Origin of the sequence: Reichenbachiella sp. (assembly GCF_033344935.1) — a bacterium.
In the GTDB taxonomy this organism is placed as follows: domain Bacteria; phylum Bacteroidota; class Bacteroidia; order Cytophagales; family Cyclobacteriaceae; genus Reichenbachiella.
On the sequence record NZ_JAWPMM010000001.1, the window covers coordinates 3,094,069 to 3,119,195 of the forward strand.

The window sequence follows — 25,127 nt, forward strand, 5'->3', positions numbered from 1 at the left end:
CAAGCATCGCACACTTTTTTATTTGTCATTTCGAACAATAGTGAGAAATCTCAGTATGCCCATCAGTTGGCATTAAGATTTCTCCTGAAGTCGAAATGACAATCAAATTTTAATAATCTCCATTCTACGACTTCAACTTATCCAAAAGCACTCCTCCTTTGAGCTTGAGTTTGTCAAAGGTGGACATATTACTTAGCTGAGCTAGCATCTTCTCTTTTATCAAGTCAATGCCTTTAAGGGGTCTAACCATTACTTTGAATTCAGTAATCAGGCCATCATCATTCCAGGTGATGATATCCACGCCATCGATCAGAATACCATCAGTTTCGGCATTGAACTCAAGCATGGCCTGCTGACCCTGGACAATCTCTTTTATGTATTTAAAATAGTCAGCTTCCTTAAACATCTGGAATGCTGCGGACAAATACATAATAGTCAGTCGCTTCCCTTCCTGAGGTTTAAAAACAATAGGTGAATGAAACACGCATTGCTTATCTATCACTTGATCTAATTGGGTAATATCCATGGCATCCAGCATTTGATGCCATTGGTCTAATGGTGATTTGTTCATTAGACTAAGATAAATGGTTTTTGGGTATGCAAAAATCACCATTCATGTAAAACTAATAACAGCGCAACCGCATCTCCGTAATAGCTGTTAATCAAAAACTCAACTCATTATGCTCACAGACTATATAAAAGTAACACTCAGAAGCCTAGCCAAAAACAAGCTGATTTCATCGATCAATATCCTTGGATTAGCCATAAGCCTTTCCGCCTTTATTTTCATTACCCTGTATATCAAAAAGGAACTCAGCTACGATACTGGGCATCCTAACTCGGATCGGATGTATCGAGTAGCTGAAGTTATCAAAAGCGATAACTTCACTGAGAATTCATCAAGCTGCCCGCCCAATACAGGAAAGTATATGTTGAAAGAGTTTCCTGACGACATTGAATACATGGTTCGGTTTTTCGATTTCCAAAATCCAATCGTCACCATACAGTTAGAAAATCAAGAATTGTACAATGAAAAGTACGTGTACTTCACGGACTCTTCGGTTTTTGACATGATGGATTTCGAATTGATTCAGGGAAATAAAGAAACTGCCCTTACCGCCCCAAACACTACCGTGATTTCAGAATCTTTGGCCCAAAAGTACTGGGGTGATGAAGACCCCATGGGCAAAAAAATTACCCGAGTAGGTTTTCAAAATCAATTTGAGATCACTGGAGTCTATAGACAAAATTCTGTCTCTCACATTAAAACGAGCATGCTTCATTCCTTTGCTACGGTCGATGGTTTTCAGTTCTTACAGCGAAACTGGGTTTGGAATCCGGCATGGACTTACATCACGCTCAGAGAGAATGTAGATCCTAAGCAATTTGAAGCCAAACTGCCTGAATTTATCGATAAGTTTTACGACGAGAGAGCAAAAGATGGCACTTCTCATTATTTAATTCCCATCGAAGATGTGCATCTCAAATCTCATCTTGAGTTTGAAATGGCGCCTAATAGCGATATTAAATACGTTTACATTTTTGCCTCATGTGCAGTCTTTCTTTTGATCATAGCCATGGTAAACTTTGTGAATTTATCCACCTCCTATTCCCTCTTGCGAGGAAAAGAGATTGGCGTAAGAAAAGTGACTGGTGCTACTAAAAGTCAGTTGATCATTCAGTTTTTGGCCGAATCGATCATTATTGCATTCATTGCCTACTTTTTTGCCCTCATCATTTCGTTTGCTTCTATATCCTATTTAGAACCTACATTAGAAATAGGCCTTGGAGAACTATTCAATTTGAAAATGTTGTCTATTATGACTGGTATAGTGTTTTTAATAGGCTTTTTATCTGGCGTCTACCCAGCATTCTTTATTTCATCTTTTGACCCACTGGTTGTGTTCAAAGGAAAAATGATATCTCAAGGCAGTGGTAAGGTACTAAGGAAAGTGCTTGTAATCGCGCAGTTTACCATTGCCATTGTATTGATCATATTCACCTACGTGACTTACAACCAATTGGCTATGATGAACAATAAGGATTATGGTTTCGATGCGGATAAGATCATGGTGTTGGATGTAGCCAACACTAGAATAGGGCAAACCTATGATGCTTTTAGAACCCAACTCATGAGCAATGCGGCAGTTGAAAATGTAACCGTGATGAGTGATATCCTAGCGGTAAACAATAACAATCATGAATTCAATCATGAAGGAATGACCGCTGGAGAATGGAACTACTATCCTGCACTAATCGTGGATGAAGAATTTGTTTCGTCTTTAGGTATGGAAATTATTGCAGGTAGAGACTATTCTGTGAAATATGCACGAGAAGATTCTCTATCTATGATCGTAAACAAATCGATGGTAAAAACTTTGGGATACAGCAACCCTCAGGATGCCATCGGCAAGCGGATGGTTACAAGAAACGGGAACGAAAAAATTGTAGGCGTGGTTGAGGATTTCAATTATAAATCCTTACACTCTCCCATTGGGCCATTTGCACTTGATGTCAGAAGAAACAGACAAAACAACAATGGCAATTTCTTCACTAGACATATCGCCATTCGACTCAACAATACCGACCAAGCCACGCTTGCTCACTTAGAAGACGTCTGGAAAAAGAATGTCAACAACGTTCCATTCACTTACAAAATGCTACATGAGGAATTGCGCAAACTCTATCAAGAGGAAAACAATATGGGGTCAATACTAGGGACTTTTGCAGTTCTGACTGTGATCATCGCTTGCCTTGGCTTGTTTGCTCTGGCTTCATTCTTAGCTCAGCAAAAAATGAAGGAAATAGGTATCAGAAAAGTATTAGGGGCCAACTTCTTAAAACTTTTCTATGTGGGTTACAAAGAGCAGTTTATCCTAATTGTAATAGCTTTTGCTTCTGCTATTCCTCTTAGCTATTACTTTGTTGAGGGATGGTTAGATGATTTCGCTTACAGAATCAATATTGGCGTATTGCCCTATGTATTGGCAGGCGTGCTTGCTATTGTAATCTCATCGATTACCGTTTTGAGCAATTTCTATAAAGTGATTGTATCCAATCCGTCAGAGGTATTGAGGGACGAATAGAATGTTTAGTTAATAATGAAATGCTGCTTGTCAGACGGACAGGCAGCTAGAATCTTGGTGATGGCGAAGTTCATTTGATCATTTACAAATCTCCCTAATGATCAGGTGGCTTCGCTTTTTTATTGACCAACTCCAAATTTTCACTATTGCGATTCATCGTGAAATTGACTAACTTATTACTCCACCAAAACTCCAACTAGCATGGTAAAAAATTATAAAGGCGCACAAATAGAGAAGGACACTTCCGTAGAGGCACAGCCAGTATCAGTAAGCGATTACATGTCTACCAAACTCATCACGTTTCACCCGGATCAGTGTATGATGGAAGTGGTAGATGAGTTACTCAAACACCGGATATCAGGAGCCCCTGTAGTCAATGATCAAAAAGAACTTTGCGGAGTAATATCCGAAGGAGATTGCCTTAAAGAAGTAGTGAAAGGCAAATACCACAACCATCCGATCATGGACGGCAAAGTAAGTGAGCATATGGCTAAAAATGTAATCACCATTCTTCCCGGCACAAACATTTTCGAAGCTGCCAATATGTTTCTTGAAAAGAAGATCAGACGCTTTCCGGTATTGGATGAAACAGGAAAATTAGTTGGACAGATTAGTCAAAAGGACATTATGAGGGCCGTTAAAAATATAAAAAGCGAGAACTGGCACTAGACCAACTCTCGCTTTAATCAGTTCTTGAGTAAGACTATTTAAGAGCCACCTATTTACCGGATTAGCGTTGCTTCAGACTATAGAGTCCTTCATTTTTGGCTTAGCCCAAAAACGAAGCAAAAAACCCAAGACTATGAATAAATTTCTAAAATTCAGTCTGTTATCAAAATGAAATCCAAACTCGCTACGCTCAAACAGTGGATTTCAATAATGATTCTCAAGGCCTGAATTTTTTATCAAAATTTATTCAATGTCGATTTAAAACCTCATTATTAGTCTCATCTGCTCAAAAATGAGATGCGTCTGTTATATGCTCAAGAAAACATTCTCTTTTTTTCCAATAGAGATATTTTTATTCCTAAGAATTATCTTAATTCAGATAGGCCAACAAAGACCTTATCTAAAATAGTCTCGTCTTTGAAGTATCCTAATTCATTGTCAGACGAATGGAAAACCCAGTCTCCTTCCTTCTGATAGGCATCGAATAAAATAGTCTGACCATTATTCATATCTACAGTAGCAGACATTACTGGTACGGTTAGCTCTTTTTCATCGTCCATAAATTCCTTACCATTCACGTAGCCCAGTCCTCCCAGGTATTTTGCAACAGCCGTCGAATCAGTCGCACTACCATTAGCTTGCCAAGCTCCTCCAATTCGCTCCAGTCTAAAGGATGAATCTGCTGGATAGTTGAATGTAATTGCCGCAACGGAATCTTTCTTAATTCTGGCCAACACCTGATCTCGATAGGCTGATGCATCCGAAGAAACGGAGAAGCCCATAAAGTCTTTTGCGACATATACTTCCTTATCTTCAAACAGTCTGACAAAGGTATGATACGCTCGTTGTCCTTCCATTCCAAAGCGGCCAATAACTAAGTCTAGAGTATTGTTACTTCCTTCATACACTCGAACTCTGGTACCCGCTGAATCTACTTGATAATCCTTCCATTTGGCTTCAGATTTTGTGGCCATTCTGGACGGTTTAATACTCAACAAGGCGTAAAGCGCGTTGTCTACTGCACTTGGACTGGCCACGACTTTTTTACCGTTGTCTAAGGTGAGTTCCCACTCGCCTTTTACCTTATCCAATTGCACCTTTTTATTTCCTGGAGCCTCCACTGTGATCTGGCTAACTTTAGCCGTATCAATATCAACAAGCTCTGTTCTTAGAGATTTGCTTTTACTTTTGCTACCTGTAAAGTCCACCACAAAGTAGATTACGCACAACGCCAGAAGCAATCCTAATAATTTTCCGTTAGATAGTTTTTTCATTGTTTAGCTGATTAAAAATTGCCTTCCATCCATTGTTGTTTCTTGCTCATGTACTGTTGCCTTCTGATAAAAGCATAAATGAAAACCAGAAGAATCGGCACAATCACATTTCCATACTTTAGCATTTCACGCGCTCCATCTTCTACTGTTTCTAAAGGTCTGTTCGTTATGCCTTTGGTTCGCAAATCGATCAAGCCGGTATCATCAGACAACCAGTCGATGGCATTCGAAGCGAAGTTAACATTATCCTCACTGATCTGCTGAGGCGGATTGCCATTGATGATGAATTGTCCGTTGGCTATCACCACCAGTTTAGAATCCTGGTTTCCCACCAGCGAACCTTCCAATGCGACAGCTAACGTTTGAGTTCCCTCTCTGAAATCATTTTCATTCCATCTTTTTTGGATATCCAAACCAGATGGCGTCGGTGCCAACCCAGACATTTCCGAGGTTAGCATTAACGGACTGTAATTGACTGTAGTATCATTTCCTGTATAATTGATCGCACTCACAAAGGGTAGCATCAATGTTTCCAATCCATTGGTAGTTGGGTGCTCAGGAAAGTCGCTAATCATCGGGAAGTAAGGAAATTTCAGTTGAGATCGGTAAGTAAACACGCCGTTATTTTGCTGTACACTCACAGATCCACTCTGCGCATCTACAACAAACTGGCTACCTAAATTCACATTCTTATTTCTTAACCAGCCTTCTAAACCAATATCATCTCCTTTGCTCAGATAGCCTTGCTGCAAATCGCCGTTCATATTAGAGTAAGCGACAAAGACTGCCCCACCCTTGCTCATAAAATCGTCGATTCTCGAAAACTCAACTGAAGAAATGGTATCACTAGGATTAATGATTGCCAAAGTTCTTACATAGGAAGGAACTTCAGTCTTTTCAGACAAATCAATCGTCTCCACTTCATAAAGCACAGAAAGCTGCTGTGCTAACTGAGCTACTTCCTGGAGAGAAGGTTCTCCATGCCCTTGGAGCAAGGCAACTTTTGGCTTATCAGTTACAGATAGCTTCTTGATGGAAGTCGTCAAACCATATTCCATATCGACACCGGGCTGCACCACAGGAATGATTTCCTTCTTGTCACCCATCATCAATACGGCACCCATATAAGCTTTCAACTGCTGTACCTGATCTTTCTCTGATACATTGATAATGATCGGTTGGATACCGCTTTGCTGGGCTTCAGCTTCCAATGTTTCATCTTCATTGGGACTAATAAATTCATAGACGATGTTTCCTTCACTTCTATTTTCGTACTCCAAAAGCAAATCCTCAAAATCCTGACGATTGCTGATTAGCTGAGTAGGCAAATCCTCCGAAAAATAAGCTTTCACCGTAATGACATCGTCCAAATTGGTAAGGATATCATCGGTCGCTTTACTCAAGGTATATCTTTGATCTTCTGTAAAATCCAGTCGGAAATACAGTTTAGAAGAAATCATGTTTACCACTACCAAAATGAGTGCAAACACCATCAATCTGATTATTACAGTATTTTTCTTCATGTTTCTTATTCTTTAATCTTATTGGTAATTCCTTTCTTTAGGTTTTATGATTGCCAGTTTCTTCTGGACAACATCGCTTGTGCAAACGTCAGCCCCACACCTATCACTGAAAAGAAATAAATCAGATCACGACTATCTATCACTCCTCTTGACAAGGAATCGAAATGTGTTCTCATACTCAGGTAGTTCAATACATTACCTACAGCTCCTCTAAATGTGAAGCCCATAATGTCAAATAGTAGCTGAAAGAATATCCCTATCAATAAGGCAATCAAAAAGGCTACGATCTGATTGTTGGTAATAGAGCTCGCAAACAGTCCGATACTGATGTAACCGGCAGACAATAACAATAACCCCATATAGCCACCTATTACTGCTCCGTGATCCACCGATCCCAACTGACTCACAGTTGCATAATAAGGAATGGTACAAGTGAGCGCAATCAATACAAGCAGCAAACAAGCCATGAACTTGCCTGTTACTATCTCCCAATCAGAAATGGCCTTTGTACTGAGCAATTCAATCGTTCCTGACCTAGTTTCTTCGGCCAGCATTTTCATTGTCAACGCTGGAATGAAAAAGAATAATGTCCAGAATCCTATTTGAAAGAATACCTGCAAATCGGCCTGTCCCATAAGGAATATATTATTGCCGGCCAACCAGGTGAAAAATCCTGTGAACCCCAAAAACATGATGATGATTACATAGGCAATCAACGAATCAAAAAATGAGGCTAGTTCTCTTCTAGTGATAATCCAAATTTTGTTCATTTCTTATGTTTTTAGTTCGTTAAATCTCTAAATACATCCTCGAGTTGAGTTTCTATTCCTCTCAATTCTGTGAGATACCATTTCTTGCTGACACACAAATCGAAAATCGCCTTACGAGATTCTTGTTCAGGCTTACTTTGCACAGTAAATAACCCTGATTTGCCATCCACAGCTGTGACCGTCTCAACAGTTGCCAATGCCAACAACTCCTTCTTCACTACTTCGTCTGCTGCTTCAATACTTACGTTTAGAAGTTCTTGCCCTTGAGATTGTTTTCTCAAAGTTTCTGAAGAACCATCCGCTACAATTCTACCTCTATTGATGATCAAGATTCGATCACACGTAGCCTCCACCTCTGAGAGAATGTGCGAACTCAAAATCACCGTTTTTTCTTTACCAAGCTTTTTAATGAGCTTTCGAATCTCTATGATCTGATTAGGATCAAGTCCTGTGGTAGGCTCATCTAGAATTAGTACTTCAGGATCATGAATCATGGCTTGGGCCAATCCCACCCTTTGTCGGTAGCCTTTAGACAGTTCGTTGATCTTCTTGTGCTTTTCCAATCCCAAACCACACATATCAATCATTTCAGCTATGCGCGAAGAGATTTTAGCTTTCTCGACCCCTTGAATTTCAGCTGCAAACCGTAGATATTCTACGATAGGCATTTCTGTATAGAGTGGATTATTTTCTGGCAGGTAGCCAATTTTCTTCTTCACTTCTTCTGGTTGATCAAGAATAGACAGGTTGTCCAATCTTACATCGCCAGAACTTGGAGACATGTAGCAGGTGATCATTTTCATGGTCGTACTCTTTCCTGCACCATTTGGCCCAAGAAAACCAACCACCTCTCCCGTTTTGATTTCAAACGAGATATTGTTGACCGCTTTTTGTTCTCCGTACTTCTTAGTCAGATTTTCAATTACTATCGACATGTACTAAACAGATTGAGTTTAATAATTTTTTATACTGAGTCCGCAAGTATAGAAATGGGAAACAATTTTTTCAAGAGTTGGAAATATGGTTGGTGTTAAATTTTGTTAAGCTTGGTCGGGAGTGGAGGCACGACTTGTTGCCAAAGACTCCTACCAATCAAATGTAGTCTGAAACTTAAATCAAAGCTGAATTTTAGAGCGAGTCGTACCTCCACTATTCTGCAAACCAACTTTTTGCGACGATATGAGACACACCAGTTTCGGCATGATCTAGCGAGTGCATCCAGACATTTGACTCTTCACTTTGAAAAGAATTGGAGATAAAAGTGTCGCCATATTTCCCTTCATGCTTGAAGGTGATATCAATCTTTTTTAGGTTATGGCTATCCAAATATTCACCTCCCAGACTGTCCAAGACCCACTGATAATATTTGATATTATTTACGTGATCATTGATATCTATATCAAACCAGGACACTTGAATATCTCTCGATCGTTCCGTATTATTTGGAATGTATTTTACTTTCTCCGAAATGGGTGAAATGTTATTTCGATCCACTATGAAATTGGCCTCTTTTATATAGTCTGGTATAGCGATAAGCTTTCGTTCCCTAATATCCATCACCAGCCAGTTGGAAGTAGCTTCTACAAGCAATTCGCCATCATTGCTCCAAACTCTAAAATCCCGCTTTGTAAAATACTTATCCATAGCGGCCGGCCACGTTTCTACCTTTATCTCCTCTTTATGCTCAGGTAAGCGTAAAATTTCTAAACACATACGATTCATCACCCAGGTGATGTTATTTTCCATCAGGTCAATGGTAGAGAATCCCAACTTGGTGGCATTGGACCAGGCTGCTTCTTGCATATGATCCAACAGGTTGGGCAACTTAATGGTTTTATGCTTGGTGCAGTCTTTTGACGAAACCTGTATGTTGTGAAAATAGATAGAGTCGTTCATTAGGCAGATTAGAATAATAAGGTAGAAAATTAATTATTCGAACGATAACAATTCACTACTCATTCAAAATTGGGCATAAAAAAACCATTCCGATAGCTATCAGAATGGTTCTTTGAGTGTAAGCTTGATGCTTATTATTTTTCTTCTTTGTCTTCCTTCTTAGGGGCAGCTTTCTTAGCAGCTGGCTTCTTAGCTGCAGTTTTCTTAGCTGCAGGCTTTTTTTCTTCCTTAGCTTCAGCTTCCTTTTTAGGAGCAGCCTCGGCTGCCGCAGCCTTTTTCTTAGGAGCAGCTTTTTCTACTGGAGCTTCTACTACAGCATCTTTCGGTGCCTCTTCTTTTTTAGCAGCGGCTTTCTTAGGTGCTTTAGCAGCAGATTTGAACTCCTCTTTCATTTGCTCAATATCTACTTGCTTGATCACTGGAGTAGCGCCTAATCTCTGGATTGTAGCCACTTTAGTCTTAGCGACCACTTTATTTCTTCTTCCTTTTCTTTTTAATCTTGTTACAGCCATTGTTCTGCTATTAATTTTCGAGGTGCAAATCTATGGTAATAGATTTTTAATTCAAAGGGGAGGTGTAGGATATTTGAATTATTTCAAGATTGATTTCAATACTTACAAAAAAAGCCGAATCACACAACGGTGATTCGGCTCGAATTTGAGTTAGAAAATTCTTAGACTGCTTCGCCTGTTGCTTTTTCTGAATTCATTATTTCTGTCTGACGTTTGATCGAATTGTCATGGATCAATTCATACAAATGTTTCACAAACTCCTCTTTCAGCAATACACTCTTACCTTTCTTGATTCGATCGTTCATAATCTCTTCATATCTATTGACCTGAAGGATCGTAATGTTATGCTCCTTCTTATGAAGCGCAATCTCTTCAGCCACCTGCATTCTGGCTCCCATCACTTCTAGCAATTCGCTGTCAATCTTATCAATTTTAGAACGTAACTCTTTCAATCTTAACTCGAAATCAACATTCTCAGTTTCTGGTTCTCTGATAATCAATCGGTCCAAAATGCCAGCCAATGTTTTTGGAGTAATCTGCTGCTTGGCATCGCTCAATGCATTGTCAGGATCGATATGCGATTCGATCATGATTCCGTTCATCTGCATATCAAATGCTTTTTGAGAAATAGGCTCGATTAACGTTCTGTTTCCTGCAATATGACTTGGGTCACATACCATTGGGAGCTCAGGCACAATTCTTTTCAATTCGATCGGAATCTCCCAAGACGGATCATTTCTGTACTGCGAACCACTCATTGGAGAGAAACCTCTGTGAATACCACCCAACTTAGTGATACCCGCCTGGTTGATTCTTTCCAAAGCACCAATCCACAATTGTAAATCAGGGTTGATTGGATTCTTAACTAATACAGGTACGTCGTAACCTCTCAATGCATCAGCCACTTCTTGTACTGCGAAAGGATTCACCGTTGTTCTAGCACCCACCCATAGGATGTCCACACCGAATTTCAAAGCCAATTCCACGTGCTCTGCAGTAGCTACTTCCACAGCTGTTAATAATCCGGTTTCTTCTTTGGCTTTCTTCAACCACTTCAAACCTACGACACCGATCCCTTCGAAAGCGCCCGGTCTGGTTCTTGGCTTCCAAATACCCGCTCTCAACACTTTGATGTTGGTATGTTCTTTCAGTTGTCTGGCAGTTTCCAATACCTGCTCTTCGCTCTCTGCACTACAGGGTCCAGATATCACTAGTGGTTGGTCGAGTCCTTCGATCCAGTTTTCCAGTGGGGATAAAGTTAATTTTACGTCCATGTCTATGTATACTCTAAATAATTTGATTCAGTTTTTCTCTTTCTTTTGATTTATCATTGATTCCATCCAATACTCGACGGATCTCATTGGCATTCTCCATACAATCCATCATGGCTTCTTCTTGCCCTTCGTCGATCATATTTTTAAATGCTTGCAAATTTTCTATATAAGCTCCTAGGGAGTCGGATATGTGTTTTTGATTTTGTTTGAAAATAGGCCCCCACATTTTCGGAGAACTTTTCGCCAAACGAACGGTAGATTCAAATCCACTCCCCGCCATATTGAAAATGGTAGCTTCATCTTTTTCAATCTCCAATACTGTTTGTCCTAAGACAAACGAACTGATGTGAGACAAATGTGAGACGTAAGCAATATGTAAATCATGTGACTTACTATCCATCTCTACCACGTGCATGTCTAGCGCTTCCAGACAAGCTTTCGCTAAAAGAAACGAAGACTCCTGACTCTCTTCTCGATCACATAAGATTCCAGTTTTACCATCAAACAAAGAATCGAATGCTGCCTCTGGCCCAGAATTCTCCGTACCTGCAATGGGGTGAGCCGCTACAAAGTTCTTCCTATTGGGGTGGCCTAATACTGCACCGCAAATACCCGCCTTGGTAGAACCTAAGTCGATGACTGTAGTCCCCTCTTCTATTCGGTCCAACACACTTGGTAATAACTTTCTTATCGAATCCACAGGAATAGCCAAAATCACCAAATCTGAAATGGCTAATGCTTTTGGCAAAACCAAAGTATCATCTACCAAACCTAGTTGGATCGCCTTTTCTGCATGCTCATCGTTCACATCCACACCAATCACCTGACGGGCAAACCCACTTTTCTTGAGCTTCAGTGCTACAGACCCACCAATCAATCCAAGACCAATTATTGATACGATCATGCTTTCACCATTTCAAGCCTTTCTATGGCTGTGTTAAACATTTTTTTATTCGAACAAAGCGAGATTCTGATGTACCCTTCACCGTTCGACCCGAATATGGTTCCTGGAGTGATAAAGACAAATCGCTCTTGCAGTATCTCTTCGATAAACTCTTCGCTCTTTCTTCCTGCCGGGACTTTCGCCCACATAAACATACCCGATTGCTTACTATCATAGGTGCATCCTAAAATGTCCAAAATCCGTTCGGCCAATTTTCTTCTCTGAGCATATTCGATATTGATATCTTCAAACCACGAATCAGGTAAATTCAACGCCTCAACAGAAGCCTCTTGTACCGGTTTGAACATGCCTGAGTCCACATTTGATTTTACTCTTAATATGGCATTCACATACTCTTCGCGTCCGCAAACCATACCTACTCTCCAGCCTGCCATATTAAATGCTTTACTCATGGAATTCAGTTCCAGACAGTTTTCTTTCGCGGCAGGCGCAGACAACAGACTCATCGGCGTTTCATTAAGAATGAAGCTATATGGGTTATCATTCACCACCAGAATATTGTGCTCCTGAGCAAATGCTGCCAATTGCTCAAACAACACGCTAGAAGCTTTTTGTCCTGTCGGCATGTTTGGGTAGTTGACCCACATCATTTTGGCGGAAGCCAATACCTCTGGGTCCAATTTCTCTAAATCAGGAAACCAGTTGTTGTCCTCTTTCAAATCAAAGTTCACAACATTCGCCCCCATCATATCCGCAGCTGTTTTATAGGCTGGGTAACCAGGGTTAGGAATCAAAACCGTATCTCCTGGATTCAAAAACGCCATAGAGATGTACATCACCCCTTCTTTAGAACCTAGCAACGGCAAGATCTCGGTGGTACTGTTCAGATTAACATTGTAGTGTCTTCTGTAGAAATTGCCAATCGCCTCTCTCAACTCAGGGATAGATCGATAAGACTGATAGGCATGCGTATTCGCTTGGCTGGCACTGTCCACCAATTTGTCCGTTACCTGTTTAGCAGGTGGCAAATCAGGACTTCCAATACCTAAATTGAGCACATCACACCCTCGACTGTTCATCTCCCTGATCTCGTCGAGTTTCTTGGAGAAGTAATATTCTTTTACTTCCGCAATTCTGTTAGCTACTTCTATCATACCGCTGGTATATTTCCTTTTTTATATTCTCCATGCACCTTCACGAGTTCAGCCTTTGTGCTCAACGCATGCAGTGCGTCTTTGTAATTGTCATAATCTTCCCAAACCACATCTATATTAAATGCATATTGGTAGGGCTTACCTAATATAGGCATAGATTGAATTTTGGTCATGTTGATGCCATTGAGTTTGAAGATCAATAGTACATCAGCCAAAGCTCCCGGATCATGTTTTGTGATCACTCTGAGAGAAGCTTTTTGAGGCACTTGGTCATGTCCATTCATTCGGCTTTTCATGATCAAAAACCTCGTGTAGTTCTTTTTGTTGGTTTCGATATTGCTATCTAAGATATCCATATCAAAGATCGACGCGGCTGATTTACTGGCAATAGCTCCTGCATTCACCAACTTCTTGTCCCGAATCATTCTAACACTATCAGCCGTATCATCGTATTCTGATAATTTGATCTGAGGATAGTTCGCTAGAAAATCAGCGCACTGCAGCAATGCCATAGGATGCGAAAACACCTGATCCAGATCTGAAGCTTTTTTACCTTTGTGGGCGATGAGGTTCATTTCGATTCGCGTATATATCTCTCCAGTGATCTTCAAATCGTATTCGTTGATCAAGGCATAATTGGGAAGTATGGTGCCTGCGATGGTGTTCTCTATGGCCATCACACCATAGTCCATCTTTTTGGCCTGAATAGATTTAGCCAATGACCGAAAGTCATGAAATGGCTGGATCGAAATTTCCTTATCCACGAAGTACGAACTTGCCGCTTCGTTGTGAAATGATCCCTCTACTCCTTGTATGCCTATTTCCATTAGATTCTAAAATTCAAATTTTTGGTAAAAAAAAAGCCCCGAATAATTTCGGGGCTTTGCTATATTTCTTCAAAAACACTAAAGAACTATTCTTTCAACCCCTTTGCTATCGCATAGAAATAAAAGTAATAATAGTTCCAGAAAAATGTTCTTGTGTTGTTCATCTTGTTATTTAACGATTCAAATGTGCTCATCAAATTTTTAATATCAAAACATCTGCAAGAAAAAAATAGCACATTTTCAATAATTCAAGAAAACACTATCATATTTTGCAATTATTCTATCAAAAACTGATTAGTTACTCTAATTTGCAACTTTGTTTAATGTCATTGCATTAAGATAAGTAGTTTGATCGCAGCGTTCAATTTTCCTTTTACATTAAAAAAATATATGTCCTCAATTAAGACACTCTTCGTAATCATTCTTTTCACCTGCCTGGGACAAGCATCTTTTGCGCAAGGCATCATCAAGCGCGAAGCACTGACTAGTATGGACCGTGGTGTGGAGGCTATGGAGGCCGGGTACTACGAAGCGGCAGATCAGTTTTTTAGGGACGCCTTGAGTAAAATGACCAAACTACCAAGTAATCTGGCTTACTATTTTGGCAGAAACTCTTATCATCTAGGCAAATACAAACAAGCCATCAACTGGTTGAATAAGTATGTAGAACTCAAAGGGACTACCGGCCAATTCAATGATGAGGTCCGAGAATATTTGGAGTTAGCGAATGAGGCATTTAAGAATCAACGAGAAGCTGAGATTGGAAGAACGCAAAAACAATTGACCACACAAGGCTATTTTGATTGTCCTTCAGATTATATGCATTGTCCGCTCTGTAATGGAACCGGCGTCTTGATTACCCCTGGCAAGTTTGGCGCTGTTTATCAAACTTGCCCTTACTCTGGACTATCCGGAAAACTTACCTGCGACGAGTACAACTTATACCTCCGAGGAGAGTTGGAGAAGAAAGTAGAATAAGCGATTAATGTATCGGGATATCCCGTTTCTCTCGATGGTTGTCGAGATGGAAGTCCAAATGATGATATAAGCTCAAACGAAAAATGCTCCTATTCTCATAAACATGGGGAGCACCAAAATGACGAAAAGAGTACATATAACCTGCCTGCACTTGTAGCTTCTCGCTAAGATTATAACCCATACCTAGATAGGTTCTACTGTCCTCCAAATGATTGTAGACGATACTCTCACCCGCTTGGATAAATATCTCTTCATAAAAACTTAAGAACAAGGTGTGATTTTCAAATGCTGGTTTATTCAGCGGTACATATAAAGTGATTTTATATCTGAATCGATGCGTCAATTTGAAATCGGAGCCTTTTTCATAACCTCGCTTATATCGCTGTTCGAACCTTAGCTGATGATACAATTTAATGTGATCAAAAGGTGTCGCAAAAACCAACTGTTCCCAGGTTCGGAACTGAGGCACCACGTTGTCAAGGTCTGGATCATCCTGATCTGGGGCCCAATAGTAAGGATTGACGATTCCAACCGTCAGATCTGCATACTTGGCCAGGGTGTAAGTAACCCCAAACCTCAAATAAAGCTGCGCCATATCTTTGAACCCGTTTCTTCGACGGATGTGATATTCGCCATAGTAAGCCCACTTATCATTAAAATGGTATTTGGTGTAAAGGCCGAACCAGACGCCGGTACTTTTGATTTTTACTTTTTCGGGAGGTGGTTGATAGCTCAGCGATTGTGCTGATAATTGAGAGGCAGTGCCCACACAAAACAGTGCAAGCCAGATAATTACACGAAAATTACCCATGAGCTAGTTGAGAGTATTGGAATGACAGTTGAATTATTTCAAGTAATTAAGGTAATATTTTGATAGAATAAAAAGTATTCATGCAATTAGGCACCATAATTATCATTCGTTCAGAAATGACTCTTCTGATTTTCGTAGACTTCATCACATGGTTTTAGTATTCTTGCTGGAAACTTAAAATAGATCAATCCTACACCAACCTATGCAACCAAAAATCACCGAGATAACCCCAGATAAAACTTTACCCATTCGTCATGAAGTCATGTGGCCAGATCGCCCCATCGATTATGTCGAGCTGCCCAACGACGATCAAGGCCAGCACTTTGGTCTTTTTATCAATGGCCAATTAATATCTGTGACCTCTTTGTTTATAGAAAACCAGCAGGCTCAGTTTCGGAAATTTGCTACCCTCAACGAACATCAAGGCCAGGGCTATGGCTCGCTATTATTGAAGCATGTATTTCGCCTAGCAGAGCAACAACAATTCAAAAGAATATGGTGTAATGCTAGAATGGATAAGTCTTCATATTATGCCAAATTCGGCATGAAACTGACGGACAATACTTTCAACAAAGGAGGTATTGACTATGTGATCATGGAGAAAACTTTTGATTAAATCACGAATCGTTTTCATTTGAAATCCTCATTACTTTTGCTCTTATCATGATCGTTGATAATTTAAAACAAGGTTATTTCGGGATAGGTATTCAAAACGGCAAGACACCTGAGAATCTAGGTGTGTTGTGGCGATCGGCACAAAACATGGGCGCCAGCTATATCTTCACCATTGGTAAGCGATACGCCAAACAAGCCAGTGATACACACAAAGCCACTGGTGCCATGCCCTACTTTCATTACAAAGATTTTGATGAGTTTTATGAACAACTGCCCAAAGGCGCCATGCTCGTGGGTATAGAACTCGATGATCGTGCCGTTCCCCTTGAAACTTTCGAACACCCTAAAAATTGCGTCTATCTTCTCGGCGCTGAGGATCATGGCTTACCTAAAAAAGCACTAGAAAAATCACATCATTTAATCAAATTCAATACTACACTCAGCATTAATGTAGCCGTGGCCGGCAGCATTGTGATGTATGATCGGAATTTGAAGAGTAACAGCTAATTGATTTACAACTTTCGCTGGCCTTTTGGCCAAACAAGTTAGCTGCTACCGGTAGCTGGCAGTAGAGATAATTCCAATAAAGGTGTAAAGTCAAAAAATGGGATTGCGAGAAGTTCCATTCAAAAACTACCACTCCTCAAGTCATTCCGTAGGAAGGAACGACCAAAGGAATCTTCTTAGCTCTTAGCAGCTAATTAACTTTGCTGCAATCTGCTAAGAAGATCTCTCCGCAAAGCTACGAGATGACTTCAGACACGAAAACATTTGACTCTCCGCCTACTTCGAAAAGTAGTCTGGAATTACCTCCTTCAGGTGTGCTAGAGCTTCTGCAACAGACTCCTTGCTCATTCCTCCCGCAGCATTGGCATGCCCGCCACCATCGAAATGATCCGCCGCTAACGTATTGACTGGATTCTCCTCTCCTTTGGATCGGAAAGACATTTTTACGATACCGTCGCGTTCGGCCATCATCACTGCGGCCTTCATGCCTTTGATTGACAACGCCAGATTAGCCAGATTATCGGTATCACCTTTTTTGTAGTTGTACTTGACCAACTCCTCCTTGGTCAACGGAATGATTGCCAACTTGTAATCTTCCAGGATCTCCAACTTCTCCGCCATCGCGTAGCCCTGCAGGCGCAGACGATCGGCAGTATTGTTGTCATTGAGTACTTCGTGAATGAGATGATGCTCCACGCCAGCCGCCAACAGTTTGGCGATCAACTCATGGGTCCTGGGCTCTACGGCCGGGAATCGAAAACTACCAGTATCTGTGAGAATACCCAGATACAAAGGCGTGCCTATATGAGCATCCAACAAAGTCTCATGCCCCGACTGTACGATCAACTCAACAATAAGCTGCGCAGTAGACGAAGACGACGTCTCAGACACCATCAGCGTGGCAAAGTCTTGTGGATTCAGATGATGATCGATCATCACTTTCTTACAAGTAGCCGCTTCCAACAACGCCTGCATGTCGGGTCCAATACGATCCGTGCCATTGTAGTCCAAACAGAAAATTAAATCCGCTTTTTCGAAGGCAGCTGTCACTTCAGCTGGCTGATCAGTCATAAGTAATATCGGCTCCAAGCCTACCCACTCCAGAAAATCTGGCGCAGCATCTGGATGACAAACCACAGCCGAATATCCCAGCTTCTCGATAAATCGCAACAAGCCCAGCGAGCTCCCAATCGAATCGCCATCGGGTGACTTGTGAGAAGTGATCACTATATGTTTGGCTGAGCGAATTTCAGCGACGATCTGTTCGTATATATTCATGATGTCCGATACTAACTTTAGAAGAGCGCGAAGGTACAAAAGCGGGGATCAAACTTTTACGATCCCTGTACTAATATTAGCATCCCAGGCCAGTTGCCTCTTGCGATCTTCCTTTTATTTAGGTAATCTTGTTATAGGCCTGTCTAGCAGCAAGGCCTTGCCAGCCAAATGGCTGGCCTAACCGCAGCACTTCTGAGAAATTTCATAAACGTTTAAAAAAATGCTTAACCATCCTCTATTTGATTTGAACTATGATTTTATGCAAAATCAAACGATCAAATACATATAGTAAATAATACGCATGTGTATTATTCGGACGTTGGCGGTAATGCAAAAGTGACGTAATCCCAAAAAGAACAATAGATGTATTTAGAGAAGTTTATAATCAAGAATTTTAGAGGAATAAACAACGTTTCTCTGACATTCAACAAAGGACTAAATGTTCTTATTGGTGAGAACAATGCAGGTAAATCAGCAATAATTGATGCACTTCGTATTTGTTTGAGTTACGGAAATCAAAGACGAGACATTTACATCACAAAATCGGACTTTCATCTTGACAAAAACGCTATATCAGAAAATGCAGACAGCATTGAATTTCATTTACATTTTCATATTGATGTTCCCGAAGAAGTAGCTTGGTTCAACGACCTTCTAAGCGTTCAAGAGGACGGAACGCAAGACTTACAACTTCATTTTAAATTTTACCTTGACGATAACGAAAGAGTTAAGTACAAAGTATGGGGCGGAACAAATGAAGGACAAGCAATTGCACCCGAAGTATTGTATTTAATATATCATGTTCACTTAGACGCTTTAAGAGATGCTGAACAATTTTTACGACCAATCAGGGGAAATCGCTTAGGGCAACTATACACAAATATTCAAATTGACCCAGACATTGAAAAAGACCAAGAAAAGAAAAGTGAATTAGCAAAAAAAGTTCGCTCTGCCGTTGACAGCGATGCAGAATGGGTAGGACATGTAGATAAAGGAAAAGAAAAAATCAATGAGCATTTAAAAGAAACAAGTTTTTCAAACAAGCAACACCAAGTTGATATTTCATTTTTGCCGTTTGACTTCAATAGATTGGTAGATAATTTGAAAATTCAAATGCCATTATACTCTGACGAACTATTAGAAGGCGACCCAACAAAACAAAAATATTTTGAGCTTTACCAAAATGGTCTTGGCTACAACAATCTAATTTATACAGCAACAGTTTTAGGTGATTTAAAGCAAAGAAAACAGAAACAAAAGGAAACGTATGCAGCATTGCTCATAGAAGAACCAGAATCACATCTTCACCCACAATTACAAAATTTATTCTTCAATTACCTAAATAAACTTGATACCGAACACGGCTTTCAAATTTTCATTTCATCTCATTCGCCAACGATAACGGCAAAAGCAAGTTTAAAGTCGGTAATAGTTCTTCAAAACCAAGAAAACAAAGTAAACGCACTCTCATTGCAAAAATCAGGACTTACAGAGGTCAATCATAAGTATTTGCATAAATTCTTGGACGTAACAAAATCACAGATATTTTTCTCTAATGGAGCAATTTTGGTTGAAGGTATTTCAGAAGCATTGCTCCTACCTATTTTTAGTCGCATTGTCGGAGAAAGAGAAGAATATGACATTGACAAGGCAGGAGTTGAATTAGTGAACTTAAACGGTGTTGCATTTTCTCATTTCGCCAACCTTTTCAATAACGATGATGATAGCAAGAATTTAAAGACAAAATGCTCTTTAATAACAGACGATGATACAGCGGAAGAAACAGACGAAATTACTTCAAGAGCAAAATCAGCGAAAGAACTTGAAAAGAATAACCTAAAGGTTTTCCTTGCTGAAAGGACTTTTGAATTTGAACTTTTCATTACAGGTAATAAAGACATTCTGCTGGAACTATTTAAAGAAATGCACCCTGTTGCAGCTGGAAGAATTGTTGCTGATGCTAACATCAAAACTCACGCAGCTAATTTTTTAGAGAAAGTTATTTCGAACAAGGCAAAGTCCGAATTAGCTCACAGATTAGCCGTTAAACTGTCAACAGATGAAGTAGCAAGGGATGCGTTCAAAGTACCAAGCTACATAGAAAACGCTATAAAATTTGCAGTTAAAGGAGAGTAATGTTTGAGTCGCTATCAGAAAAACAAAAGGAAATTGTCTTTGGCAAATCTGGCAAATTCGTTGTTCGAGCTTGCCCCGGTAGTGGTAAAACATATTGTGTAAGTGCAAGACTTGCAAGATTAATTTTAGATTGGAAAAATGATTATGCGGGAATTGCAGCAGTTTCATTTACAAATGTTGCTTGGCAGGAAATAGAAAAAAAATATTCTGATGAATTCAAACTTGGTGACAGAATTTCATTTCCTCATTTTTTAGGAACAATAGATAGTTTTATTAATAAATATATTTTTCTCCCTTACGGTCACTTGATACTAAAATGCAAGAACAGACCAATTTTAGTTGGCGAACCTCACGGTATTTGGACAGGAAAATATTTTAATGACAGTTTCTTTGATAATTTAAGTTACAATATTGACGGTAGTATTTATGCTGTGGTTAAAGATAAAATGCCTAGAAATTGGGAACAAAACAGATATATAATTCCGTCAAAGAAGAAATGGAATAAGGCAGGTTATGCCACTCAATCTGATGCCAACTACTTTGCAATGAAAATTCTTGAAACCTATCCGAGCATTGCAAAAGCAGTTGCGTTAAGGTTTCCGTATTTAATCGTTGACGAAGCACAAGACACGTCGGCTATCCAAATGCGTATTATTGATTTGCTTATTGAAAATGGATTAAATGAAGTAATGCTTGTTGGCGACCCCGACCAAGCAATTTTTGAATGGAATGATGCACGTCCTGATTTGCTAAATGAAAAGTACAATAGTTGGATAAATTCAGTAGTTCTAAATGAAAGTCGCAGAAGCTCACAACATATCTGCAATTATACTTATAATATATCCTCTCTTGCTGAAATTTCAACAGCAGTAAGTGATGTCAAAGATTTTGCTCATCAACCGGGAGTAATTTTATATGACAATAATCTGCCGCAAATTGTTACAGATTTCGTTGCTGAATGTGAACAGAATGGTATTATACCAACAGAAGAATCCATTGCCGTAATTTATAGAAGTAAAAATCTTGTAAACGATATTACAGGAATACCTGAAATTCCATTTAATGGAAGTCCTTGGGTAACACAGGACAATTACACTAAAGACTTTGCAAAAGGGAAATTTCTTTACGACAATGGTGATTTTAAAAGTGGATTTAAAGCAATTGAAAAAGCAATCTTAAAGCAAGTAAATAATCTTTCCTTTTGTTCAGAGGAGAATGTTGCTAGTATGATTGACAAACTCGGATTTGTCAAGTTCAAATCATTGGTTTACCAATTTATCAATTTGCTACCCAAAACGGACATCGCACTTGGACAGTGGATAACAGCTGCTAATGAGGCATTAACAAAAAACAATATAAACTTTCAATTAAGCATTAAAAATGCAGGAAAAGATTATAGTTTCAACCAAGTATTCTTGTATGAGAAAGAAAAAATTTTTGATAGAAATTATCGTCTTGGGACTGTTCATAGTGTGAAGGGAGAAACCTTTGATGCAACACTCTTGATTTTAAAAACCAGAGGTGTTGGTAAGGCTTACAAAACAATTTTGAGAGACAATATTTCCATTGCAGATAGTGAAGAATTGAGAATAGCCTATGTAGGAATGACAAGACCAAGAAAAATTTTGGTGATTGCAGTACCTAACCAAGAAAACAAAACTGCGTGGGAAAATAAATTAAATTGATTGAAGAAAGCACATACCGCCAACATTGGCTATACGTAATGCGGGTGAAAATGCTAATATTAAAGCAATTACATTAAACAAACTTTATGGTAAGAGGAAAGTGAAGTGCTTTGAAATCCCGCACTACGCATAGCCGAGACCGTTATCATTCACCATCTCACATCATCCCACCCTTTGAAAAAATCTCTTCTACTTCTCATTATCTTCACGAACCATACCCTAGTATGGGCTCAAATCATGGATCACTCGACACCAAACCTTAAAGAACTCCCAAAAGACGAGTTAATCGAGCATGCATATAAAATGCTTGCTAGCAAGTACCCTGATTTCACTTTCGATGTCAAGGATTACGAAATCACGGCATGGGCCAACACCGAAAAGGTAGTGGTCTTATTTAGGCGTATCATCCGATTTACTCCCCTAGACAGAAAAGATGAAGATTTGAGTTTTGATTTTGAATTGGATCTCACCCACCAGCGCATATTACCCTTTGATACTTGGGGAATGAAGCGCTTTTACATCCCAACAAAGGACGAACAAAAGAAAATTGATTTTGTTGTTAACTCATTCGGTATGCCACGATTGGGCTTCAACAATAGTATAGTAGAGGATACAGCGATGTACAAAATCCAAATCGACAATGAAGTCGCCTTTGGACATTACTTCATTGACAAAATCACCGGAGAAGAATGTATAGGATCTATAGAAGGGAGTTATGCGCCTATGCCTGATGATATTCCTGAGCTCATTGATCCAGATCCTTTGGTTGAAATCAAGGAGTGAGGCAAGCCGCTCTTTCCTTCCGTCAAACCCAAAGGAGGTACAAGATCAGCAGAATCCACATCACAGTCAGCATGGGCGGTATCACTTTACTGAGCAGTTGGTTAACCGAAAATTTCGACAAATAATTGACGTACAGCTTTCTACGCTCCCGGTAGTTTTCATCGTGGTCACGGAGGTAATTTTTCACTGAATGGAGCATATGATATTCTTTAGATTGGATCAACCACCAGATGATGGTAACGACTCCGCCAAAAATGCAAATGGCATATAAAATAATATGGTCGTTGCCCTGGCCAATTCCATTGACAGTAGCAGCCAAGAGAATAGACTGAAACAACAAGAAAAAATTGAGTCGATTATTAAAGTTCAATTCAAGAATCTGCCGATGGGTCCAAGCCCTGTTGATATCTTCTGGTTTCATAATGCTATATTGAATTCGGCTGTTTTATTATATAAAGATACTTTACGGTAACATAAAAGACATCATTATAGATCAGTCGCAGCACTTTCTATTCGTCAATTTACGACTACACCCTCCTATCCACACTTCTCAACTCATCCAACTTTATTTTCAAATCCCAAGTCTTGGAATCCTTCCCTAAAGTTCCAAACAACCAATCCACTCCATCAGCCACTGGCACATTAGGATAAAACTCATCCCGTGCGAAGTGTACAAATTTCAGTGCTTTGAATCCATCAAACCACTGGTAGAATCGCTTTTGAAAAGTCACCATAGAATTGGCTTGGCTATTAAATTCCTGGATATGAGATTTGAACTCTTCAAAAGGGACAAACTGCCTAATGGATTCGGAAAAATTCTGCCATTGCTTTTCCAGGTCCGTCAACTGATACAGTCCATCTACGGCAGAAAAGAAAACTTTCAGGTCTTCAAAAACCTGCGGATTATAACTGAGCAATTCGGACTTGCCTTCATCCAACCAACTACCAATCGCTCGACCGGTACCAAAGGGCACTCGATCCGACCGTCTGGGCGACGGTATAATTTTGGTCGTGTTGAGTTCTTTGAAATTCCCCAAAGGAATGATTTTGTGTAGAAAATAAAAGTCCTCGCCCGCTTTTCGGCGATTCATCCCTCCCTGCTTTTGATAGGCCGAAGAGCGAGCAGCCATACTCGACCCGATCGTCTGAAAGGCATAAGGAAACCCAGCATATTTCAACCCATCCACGTAGTATCGCAGGTGCAGTTCGTAGTTGAGAATGCCCTCATACACTTCTGGAGCTTGCTCACCTTCCAGCGGATGTTCGAAATGAATCGAGCAGCCAGGCACTTTAGGGTTCTCCTCAAATACCTTTTCTACTTCTATTAGTAGATTTGGCTCACAAGTACTATCTGCATCGAAGCAGAGAATCACACCGCCCTTCTCTTGGGATTCAAACATCCGAACAGCCTCATCCATTCCAATCTTTCGGGCAAGCCCTACACCGGCATGTTTCTTGGGTAATTCGTTTTCTAAAATGAAATGATATTGGTATTTTCTGTTAGATACTGCAAACCACTTCTGGCAAGCACCAAGTGTATGTTCGTTGCGTTTTTTGATTTCTTCATCCGCTTGTGCAGAAGCATTGATCACCACAATCACAGAAACTTCCCCCTCAGGTGTTTCGCATGCTTCTATCGCCTCTAATGAGGTAAGCAAATCCGGTTCATTGTGGCATGGCAAGACTACAATTAAATCCGGCTTTCCGTAGTCTTCGAGTGCTATATAGGTCTGCGGATAAGCATAACGCTCTAAGTAAATATTGCTCAAAACTTAAGGCGCCAGTCTTTTGGTTACCCATTGTCCGTCCATCAGATCATAGACTATCCGATCGTGCAATCTGCTAGGCCTTCCCTGCCAAAATTCGATTTTGACTGGAGTCAATAAATACCCTCCCCAAAACTCTGGACGTGGTATTTCATTCTGATTTTCAAATTTATCTTGAATCTCTTCCACTCGATCTTCCAGAAAATCACGGTTGGGTATTTCCTGACTTTGTGGCGAAGCCCATGCTCCTATTCTACTACCATAAGGTCGCTCATTGAAATAAGCATCTGAGATTTCAGCTGGCACTTTGGAAATACTACCCTTGATCCTAACCTGACGTTCCTGCGATTTCCAATGAAAAGTCATCGAGGCGTACGGATGTTTTTCCAGCTGCTTGGCCTTGTTGCTGGTGTAGTTGGTATAGAAAGTAAAACCGTCCTCGGCATAGAACTTCAACAACACGATACGGCCTTCTGGAATTTGATCTTCCCCAAGCGTAGAAAGTGTCAGCACGTTGGCCTCATCGCCATCAGACTTCATGGCGTCTTTAAACCACGCTTCAAATTGCATCATAGGGTCCTGGTGCACGCTTTCTTTAGTCAAAGAGTCCTTGCCATAATCCTTTCTCATCCCGGGTAAAAATTCTTTCGCCATCTCTTATTATTAGTATTCTATGGTA

24 protein-coding genes are annotated in these 25,127 nt (G+C 40.0%); 8 read left to right on the forward strand and 16 right to left on the reverse strand.

Features of this window, described 5'->3' with window-relative positions:
* Positions 1-124: 124 nt before the first annotated feature.
* Positions 125-571 carry a nuclear transport factor 2 family protein gene (locus R8N23_RS13340; protein ID WP_318172104.1) on the reverse strand — a complete coding sequence of 149 codons (447 nt, stop codon included), beginning with the start codon at positions 569-571 and terminating at the stop codon, positions 125-127.
* 109 nt (positions 572-680) lie between these two features.
* Here R8N23_RS13340 and R8N23_RS13345 point away from each other — a divergent pair, with 109 nt between their 5' ends.
* A complete protein-coding gene (locus R8N23_RS13345) occupies positions 681-3,086 on the forward strand; it encodes an ABC transporter permease (RefSeq protein ID WP_318172105.1) in 2,406 nt (801 codons plus the stop codon).
* 201 nt (positions 3,087-3,287) lie between these two features.
* The gene (locus tag R8N23_RS13350; protein ID WP_318172106.1) at positions 3,288-3,755 is read left to right on the forward strand and encodes a CBS domain-containing protein; all 468 of its coding nucleotides are present in this window, start codon (positions 3,288-3,290) and stop codon (positions 3,753-3,755) included.
* Positions 3,756-4,120: 365 nt separating this feature from the next.
* On the opposite strand, the gene R8N23_RS13355 is transcribed toward R8N23_RS13350, so the two are convergent.
* The 10 genes from R8N23_RS13355 to R8N23_RS13400 form a co-directional block, all read right to left on the reverse strand.
* Positions 4,121-5,029 (reverse strand): DUF4340 domain-containing protein, encoded by a 909-nt coding sequence (locus R8N23_RS13355; RefSeq protein ID WP_318172107.1) that lies wholly within the window; start codon positions 5,027-5,029, stop codon positions 4,121-4,123.
* Positions 5,030-5,040: 11 nt separating this feature from the next.
* Complete coding sequence (locus tag R8N23_RS13360) at positions 5,041-6,552, reverse strand: GldG family protein (protein ID WP_318172108.1); 1,512 nt, start codon at positions 6,550-6,552, stop codon at positions 5,041-5,043.
* A gap of 44 nt (positions 6,553-6,596) precedes the next feature.
* Positions 6,597-7,322 (reverse strand): ABC transporter permease, encoded by a 726-nt coding sequence (locus tag R8N23_RS13365; RefSeq protein ID WP_318172109.1) that lies wholly within the window; start codon positions 7,320-7,322, stop codon positions 6,597-6,599.
* Positions 7,323-7,333: 11 nt separating this feature from the next.
* Entirely contained in the window at positions 7,334-8,257 is a 924-nt protein-coding gene (locus tag R8N23_RS13370; protein WP_318172110.1) for an ATP-binding cassette domain-containing protein, read from the reverse strand.
* A gap of 214 nt (positions 8,258-8,471) precedes the next feature.
* A complete protein-coding gene (locus tag R8N23_RS13375; protein ID WP_318172111.1) occupies positions 8,472-9,218 on the reverse strand; it encodes an acyl-[acyl-carrier-protein] thioesterase in 747 nt (248 codons plus the stop codon).
* A 134-nt stretch (positions 9,219-9,352) separates the two neighbouring features.
* On the reverse strand, positions 9,353-9,730 hold the full coding sequence (locus R8N23_RS13380) for a hypothetical protein (RefSeq protein ID WP_318172112.1): 378 nt from the start codon (positions 9,728-9,730) through the stop codon (positions 9,353-9,355).
* 161 nt (positions 9,731-9,891) lie between these two features.
* Positions 9,892-11,004 (reverse strand): chorismate mutase, encoded by a 1,113-nt coding sequence (locus R8N23_RS13385; RefSeq protein WP_318172113.1) that lies wholly within the window; start codon positions 11,002-11,004, stop codon positions 9,892-9,894.
* A gap of 13 nt (positions 11,005-11,017) precedes the next feature.
* A complete protein-coding gene (locus R8N23_RS13390; RefSeq protein ID WP_318172114.1) occupies positions 11,018-11,908 on the reverse strand; it encodes a prephenate dehydrogenase in 891 nt (296 codons plus the stop codon).
* Positions 11,905-13,062 (reverse strand): pyridoxal phosphate-dependent aminotransferase, encoded by a 1,158-nt coding sequence (locus R8N23_RS13395; RefSeq protein WP_318172115.1) that lies wholly within the window; start codon positions 13,060-13,062, stop codon positions 11,905-11,907. Before R8N23_RS13395 ends, R8N23_RS13390 begins: the two co-directional genes overlap by 4 nt.
* Positions 13,059-13,889: a prephenate dehydratase gene (locus R8N23_RS13400; protein ID WP_318172116.1), complete on the reverse strand. Its 831-nt coding sequence runs from the start codon at positions 13,887-13,889 to the stop codon at positions 13,059-13,061. Before R8N23_RS13400 ends, R8N23_RS13395 begins: the two co-directional genes overlap by 4 nt.
* A 390-nt stretch (positions 13,890-14,279) precedes the next feature.
* On the opposite strand from R8N23_RS13400, the gene R8N23_RS13405 reads away from it, so the two are divergent.
* On the forward strand, positions 14,280-14,867 hold the full coding sequence (locus tag R8N23_RS13405) for a hypothetical protein (RefSeq protein WP_318172117.1): 588 nt from the start codon (positions 14,280-14,282) through the stop codon (positions 14,865-14,867).
* Positions 14,868-14,871: 4 nt separating this feature from the next.
* Here the strand turns inward: R8N23_RS13405 and R8N23_RS13410 are convergent, their stop codons facing one another.
* The gene (locus R8N23_RS13410) at positions 14,872-15,678 is read right to left on the reverse strand and encodes a DUF2490 domain-containing protein (protein ID WP_318172118.1); all 807 of its coding nucleotides are present in this window, start codon (positions 15,676-15,678) and stop codon (positions 14,872-14,874) included.
* A 202-nt stretch (positions 15,679-15,880) separates the two neighbouring features.
* Here R8N23_RS13410 and R8N23_RS13415 point away from each other — a divergent pair, with 202 nt between their 5' ends.
* Positions 15,881-16,294, forward strand: a complete 414-nt coding sequence (locus tag R8N23_RS13415; protein ID WP_318172119.1) for a GNAT family N-acetyltransferase — start codon at positions 15,881-15,883, stop codon at positions 16,292-16,294.
* A 47-nt stretch (positions 16,295-16,341) separates the two neighbouring features.
* On the forward strand, positions 16,342-16,800 hold the full coding sequence (locus tag R8N23_RS13420; RefSeq protein ID WP_318172120.1) for an RNA methyltransferase: 459 nt from the start codon (positions 16,342-16,344) through the stop codon (positions 16,798-16,800).
* Positions 16,801-17,076: 276 nt separating this feature from the next.
* On the opposite strand, the gene R8N23_RS13425 is transcribed toward R8N23_RS13420, so the two are convergent.
* On the reverse strand, positions 17,077-18,078 hold the full coding sequence (locus R8N23_RS13425) for a DHH family phosphoesterase (RefSeq protein WP_318172121.1): 1,002 nt from the start codon (positions 18,076-18,078) through the stop codon (positions 17,077-17,079).
* 363 nt (positions 18,079-18,441) lie between these two features.
* Between R8N23_RS13425 and R8N23_RS13430 the strand changes: the two genes are divergently transcribed.
* From R8N23_RS13430 to R8N23_RS13440, 3 genes are all read left to right on the forward strand, one after another.
* Positions 18,442-20,214 (forward strand): ATP-dependent nuclease, encoded by a 1,773-nt coding sequence (locus R8N23_RS13430; protein ID WP_318172122.1) that lies wholly within the window; start codon positions 18,442-18,444, stop codon positions 20,212-20,214.
* The gene (locus R8N23_RS13435; protein WP_318172123.1) at positions 20,214-21,899 is read left to right on the forward strand and encodes an ATP-dependent helicase; all 1,686 of its coding nucleotides are present in this window, start codon (positions 20,214-20,216) and stop codon (positions 21,897-21,899) included. Before R8N23_RS13430 ends, R8N23_RS13435 begins: the two co-directional genes overlap by 1 nt.
* Before the next feature lie 237 nt (positions 21,900-22,136).
* A complete protein-coding gene (locus R8N23_RS13440) occupies positions 22,137-22,682 on the forward strand; it encodes a hypothetical protein (RefSeq protein WP_318172124.1) in 546 nt (181 codons plus the stop codon).
* Between the two features lie 22 nt (positions 22,683-22,704).
* Here the strand turns inward: R8N23_RS13440 and R8N23_RS13445 are convergent, their stop codons facing one another.
* From R8N23_RS13445 to pdxH, 3 genes are all read right to left on the reverse strand, one after another.
* Positions 22,705-23,103, reverse strand: coding sequence for a hypothetical protein (locus R8N23_RS13445; RefSeq protein WP_318172125.1), 399 nt, complete (start codon positions 23,101-23,103; stop codon positions 22,705-22,707).
* A gap of 106 nt (positions 23,104-23,209) precedes the next feature.
* Positions 23,210-24,451, reverse strand: a complete 1,242-nt coding sequence (locus R8N23_RS13450; RefSeq protein WP_318172126.1) for a glycosyltransferase — start codon at positions 24,449-24,451, stop codon at positions 23,210-23,212.
* A gap of 3 nt (positions 24,452-24,454) precedes the next feature.
* A complete protein-coding gene (pdxH, locus tag R8N23_RS13455) occupies positions 24,455-25,102 on the reverse strand; it encodes a pyridoxamine 5'-phosphate oxidase (protein ID WP_318172127.1) in 648 nt (215 codons plus the stop codon).
* Between the last annotated feature and the right edge of the window lie 25 nt (positions 25,103-25,127).

What these genes read in the sequence shown, in the direction of transcription:
- R8N23_RS13340 (WP_318172104.1), bottom strand. Translation starts at nt 571, where the DNA reads ATGAACAAATCACCATTAGACCAATGGCATCAAATGCTGGATGCCATG.
- R8N23_RS13345 (WP_318172105.1), top strand. Translation starts at nt 681, where the DNA reads ATGCTCACAGACTATATAAAAGTAACACTCAGAAGCCTAGCCAAAAAC.
- R8N23_RS13350 (WP_318172106.1), top strand. Translation starts at nt 3,288, where the DNA reads ATGGTAAAAAATTATAAAGGCGCACAAATAGAGAAGGACACTTCCGTA.
- R8N23_RS13355 (WP_318172107.1), bottom strand. Translation starts at nt 5,029, where the DNA reads ATGAAAAAACTATCTAACGGAAAATTATTAGGATTGCTTCTGGCGTTG.
- R8N23_RS13360 (WP_318172108.1), bottom strand. Translation starts at nt 6,552, where the DNA reads ATGAAGAAAAATACTGTAATAATCAGATTGATGGTGTTTGCACTCATT.
- R8N23_RS13365 (WP_318172109.1), bottom strand. Translation starts at nt 7,322, where the DNA reads ATGAACAAAATTTGGATTATCACTAGAAGAGAACTAGCCTCATTTTTT.
- R8N23_RS13370 (WP_318172110.1), bottom strand. Translation starts at nt 8,257, where the DNA reads ATGTCGATAGTAATTGAAAATCTGACTAAGAAGTACGGAGAACAAAAA.
- R8N23_RS13375 (WP_318172111.1), bottom strand. Translation starts at nt 9,218, where the DNA reads ATGAACGACTCTATCTATTTTCACAACATACAGGTTTCGTCAAAAGAC.
- R8N23_RS13380 (WP_318172112.1), bottom strand. Translation starts at nt 9,730, where the DNA reads ATGGCTGTAACAAGATTAAAAAGAAAAGGAAGAAGAAATAAAGTGGTC.
- R8N23_RS13385 (WP_318172113.1), bottom strand. Translation starts at nt 11,004, where the DNA reads ATGGACGTAAAATTAACTTTATCCCCACTGGAAAACTGGATCGAAGGA.
- R8N23_RS13390 (WP_318172114.1), bottom strand. Translation starts at nt 11,908, where the DNA reads ATGATCGTATCAATAATTGGTCTTGGATTGATTGGTGGGTCTGTAGCA.
- R8N23_RS13395 (WP_318172115.1), bottom strand. Translation starts at nt 13,062, where the DNA reads ATGATAGAAGTAGCTAACAGAATTGCGGAAGTAAAAGAATATTACTTC.
- R8N23_RS13400 (WP_318172116.1), bottom strand. Translation starts at nt 13,889, where the DNA reads ATGGAAATAGGCATACAAGGAGTAGAGGGATCATTTCACAACGAAGCG.
- R8N23_RS13405 (WP_318172117.1), top strand. Translation starts at nt 14,280, where the DNA reads ATGTCCTCAATTAAGACACTCTTCGTAATCATTCTTTTCACCTGCCTG.
- R8N23_RS13410 (WP_318172118.1), bottom strand. Translation starts at nt 15,678, where the DNA reads ATGGGTAATTTTCGTGTAATTATCTGGCTTGCACTGTTTTGTGTGGGC.
- R8N23_RS13415 (WP_318172119.1), top strand. Translation starts at nt 15,881, where the DNA reads ATGCAACCAAAAATCACCGAGATAACCCCAGATAAAACTTTACCCATT.
- R8N23_RS13420 (WP_318172120.1), top strand. Translation starts at nt 16,342, where the DNA reads ATGATCGTTGATAATTTAAAACAAGGTTATTTCGGGATAGGTATTCAA.
- R8N23_RS13425 (WP_318172121.1), bottom strand. Translation starts at nt 18,078, where the DNA reads ATGAATATATACGAACAGATCGTCGCTGAAATTCGCTCAGCCAAACAT.
- R8N23_RS13430 (WP_318172122.1), top strand. Translation starts at nt 18,442, where the DNA reads ATGTATTTAGAGAAGTTTATAATCAAGAATTTTAGAGGAATAAACAAC.
- R8N23_RS13435 (WP_318172123.1), top strand. Translation starts at nt 20,214, where the DNA reads ATGTTTGAGTCGCTATCAGAAAAACAAAAGGAAATTGTCTTTGGCAAA.
- R8N23_RS13440 (WP_318172124.1), top strand. Translation starts at nt 22,137, where the DNA reads ATGGATCACTCGACACCAAACCTTAAAGAACTCCCAAAAGACGAGTTA.
- R8N23_RS13445 (WP_318172125.1), bottom strand. Translation starts at nt 23,103, where the DNA reads ATGAAACCAGAAGATATCAACAGGGCTTGGACCCATCGGCAGATTCTT.
- pdxH (WP_318172127.1), bottom strand. Translation starts at nt 25,102, where the DNA reads ATGGCGAAAGAATTTTTACCCGGGATGAGAAAGGATTATGGCAAGGAC.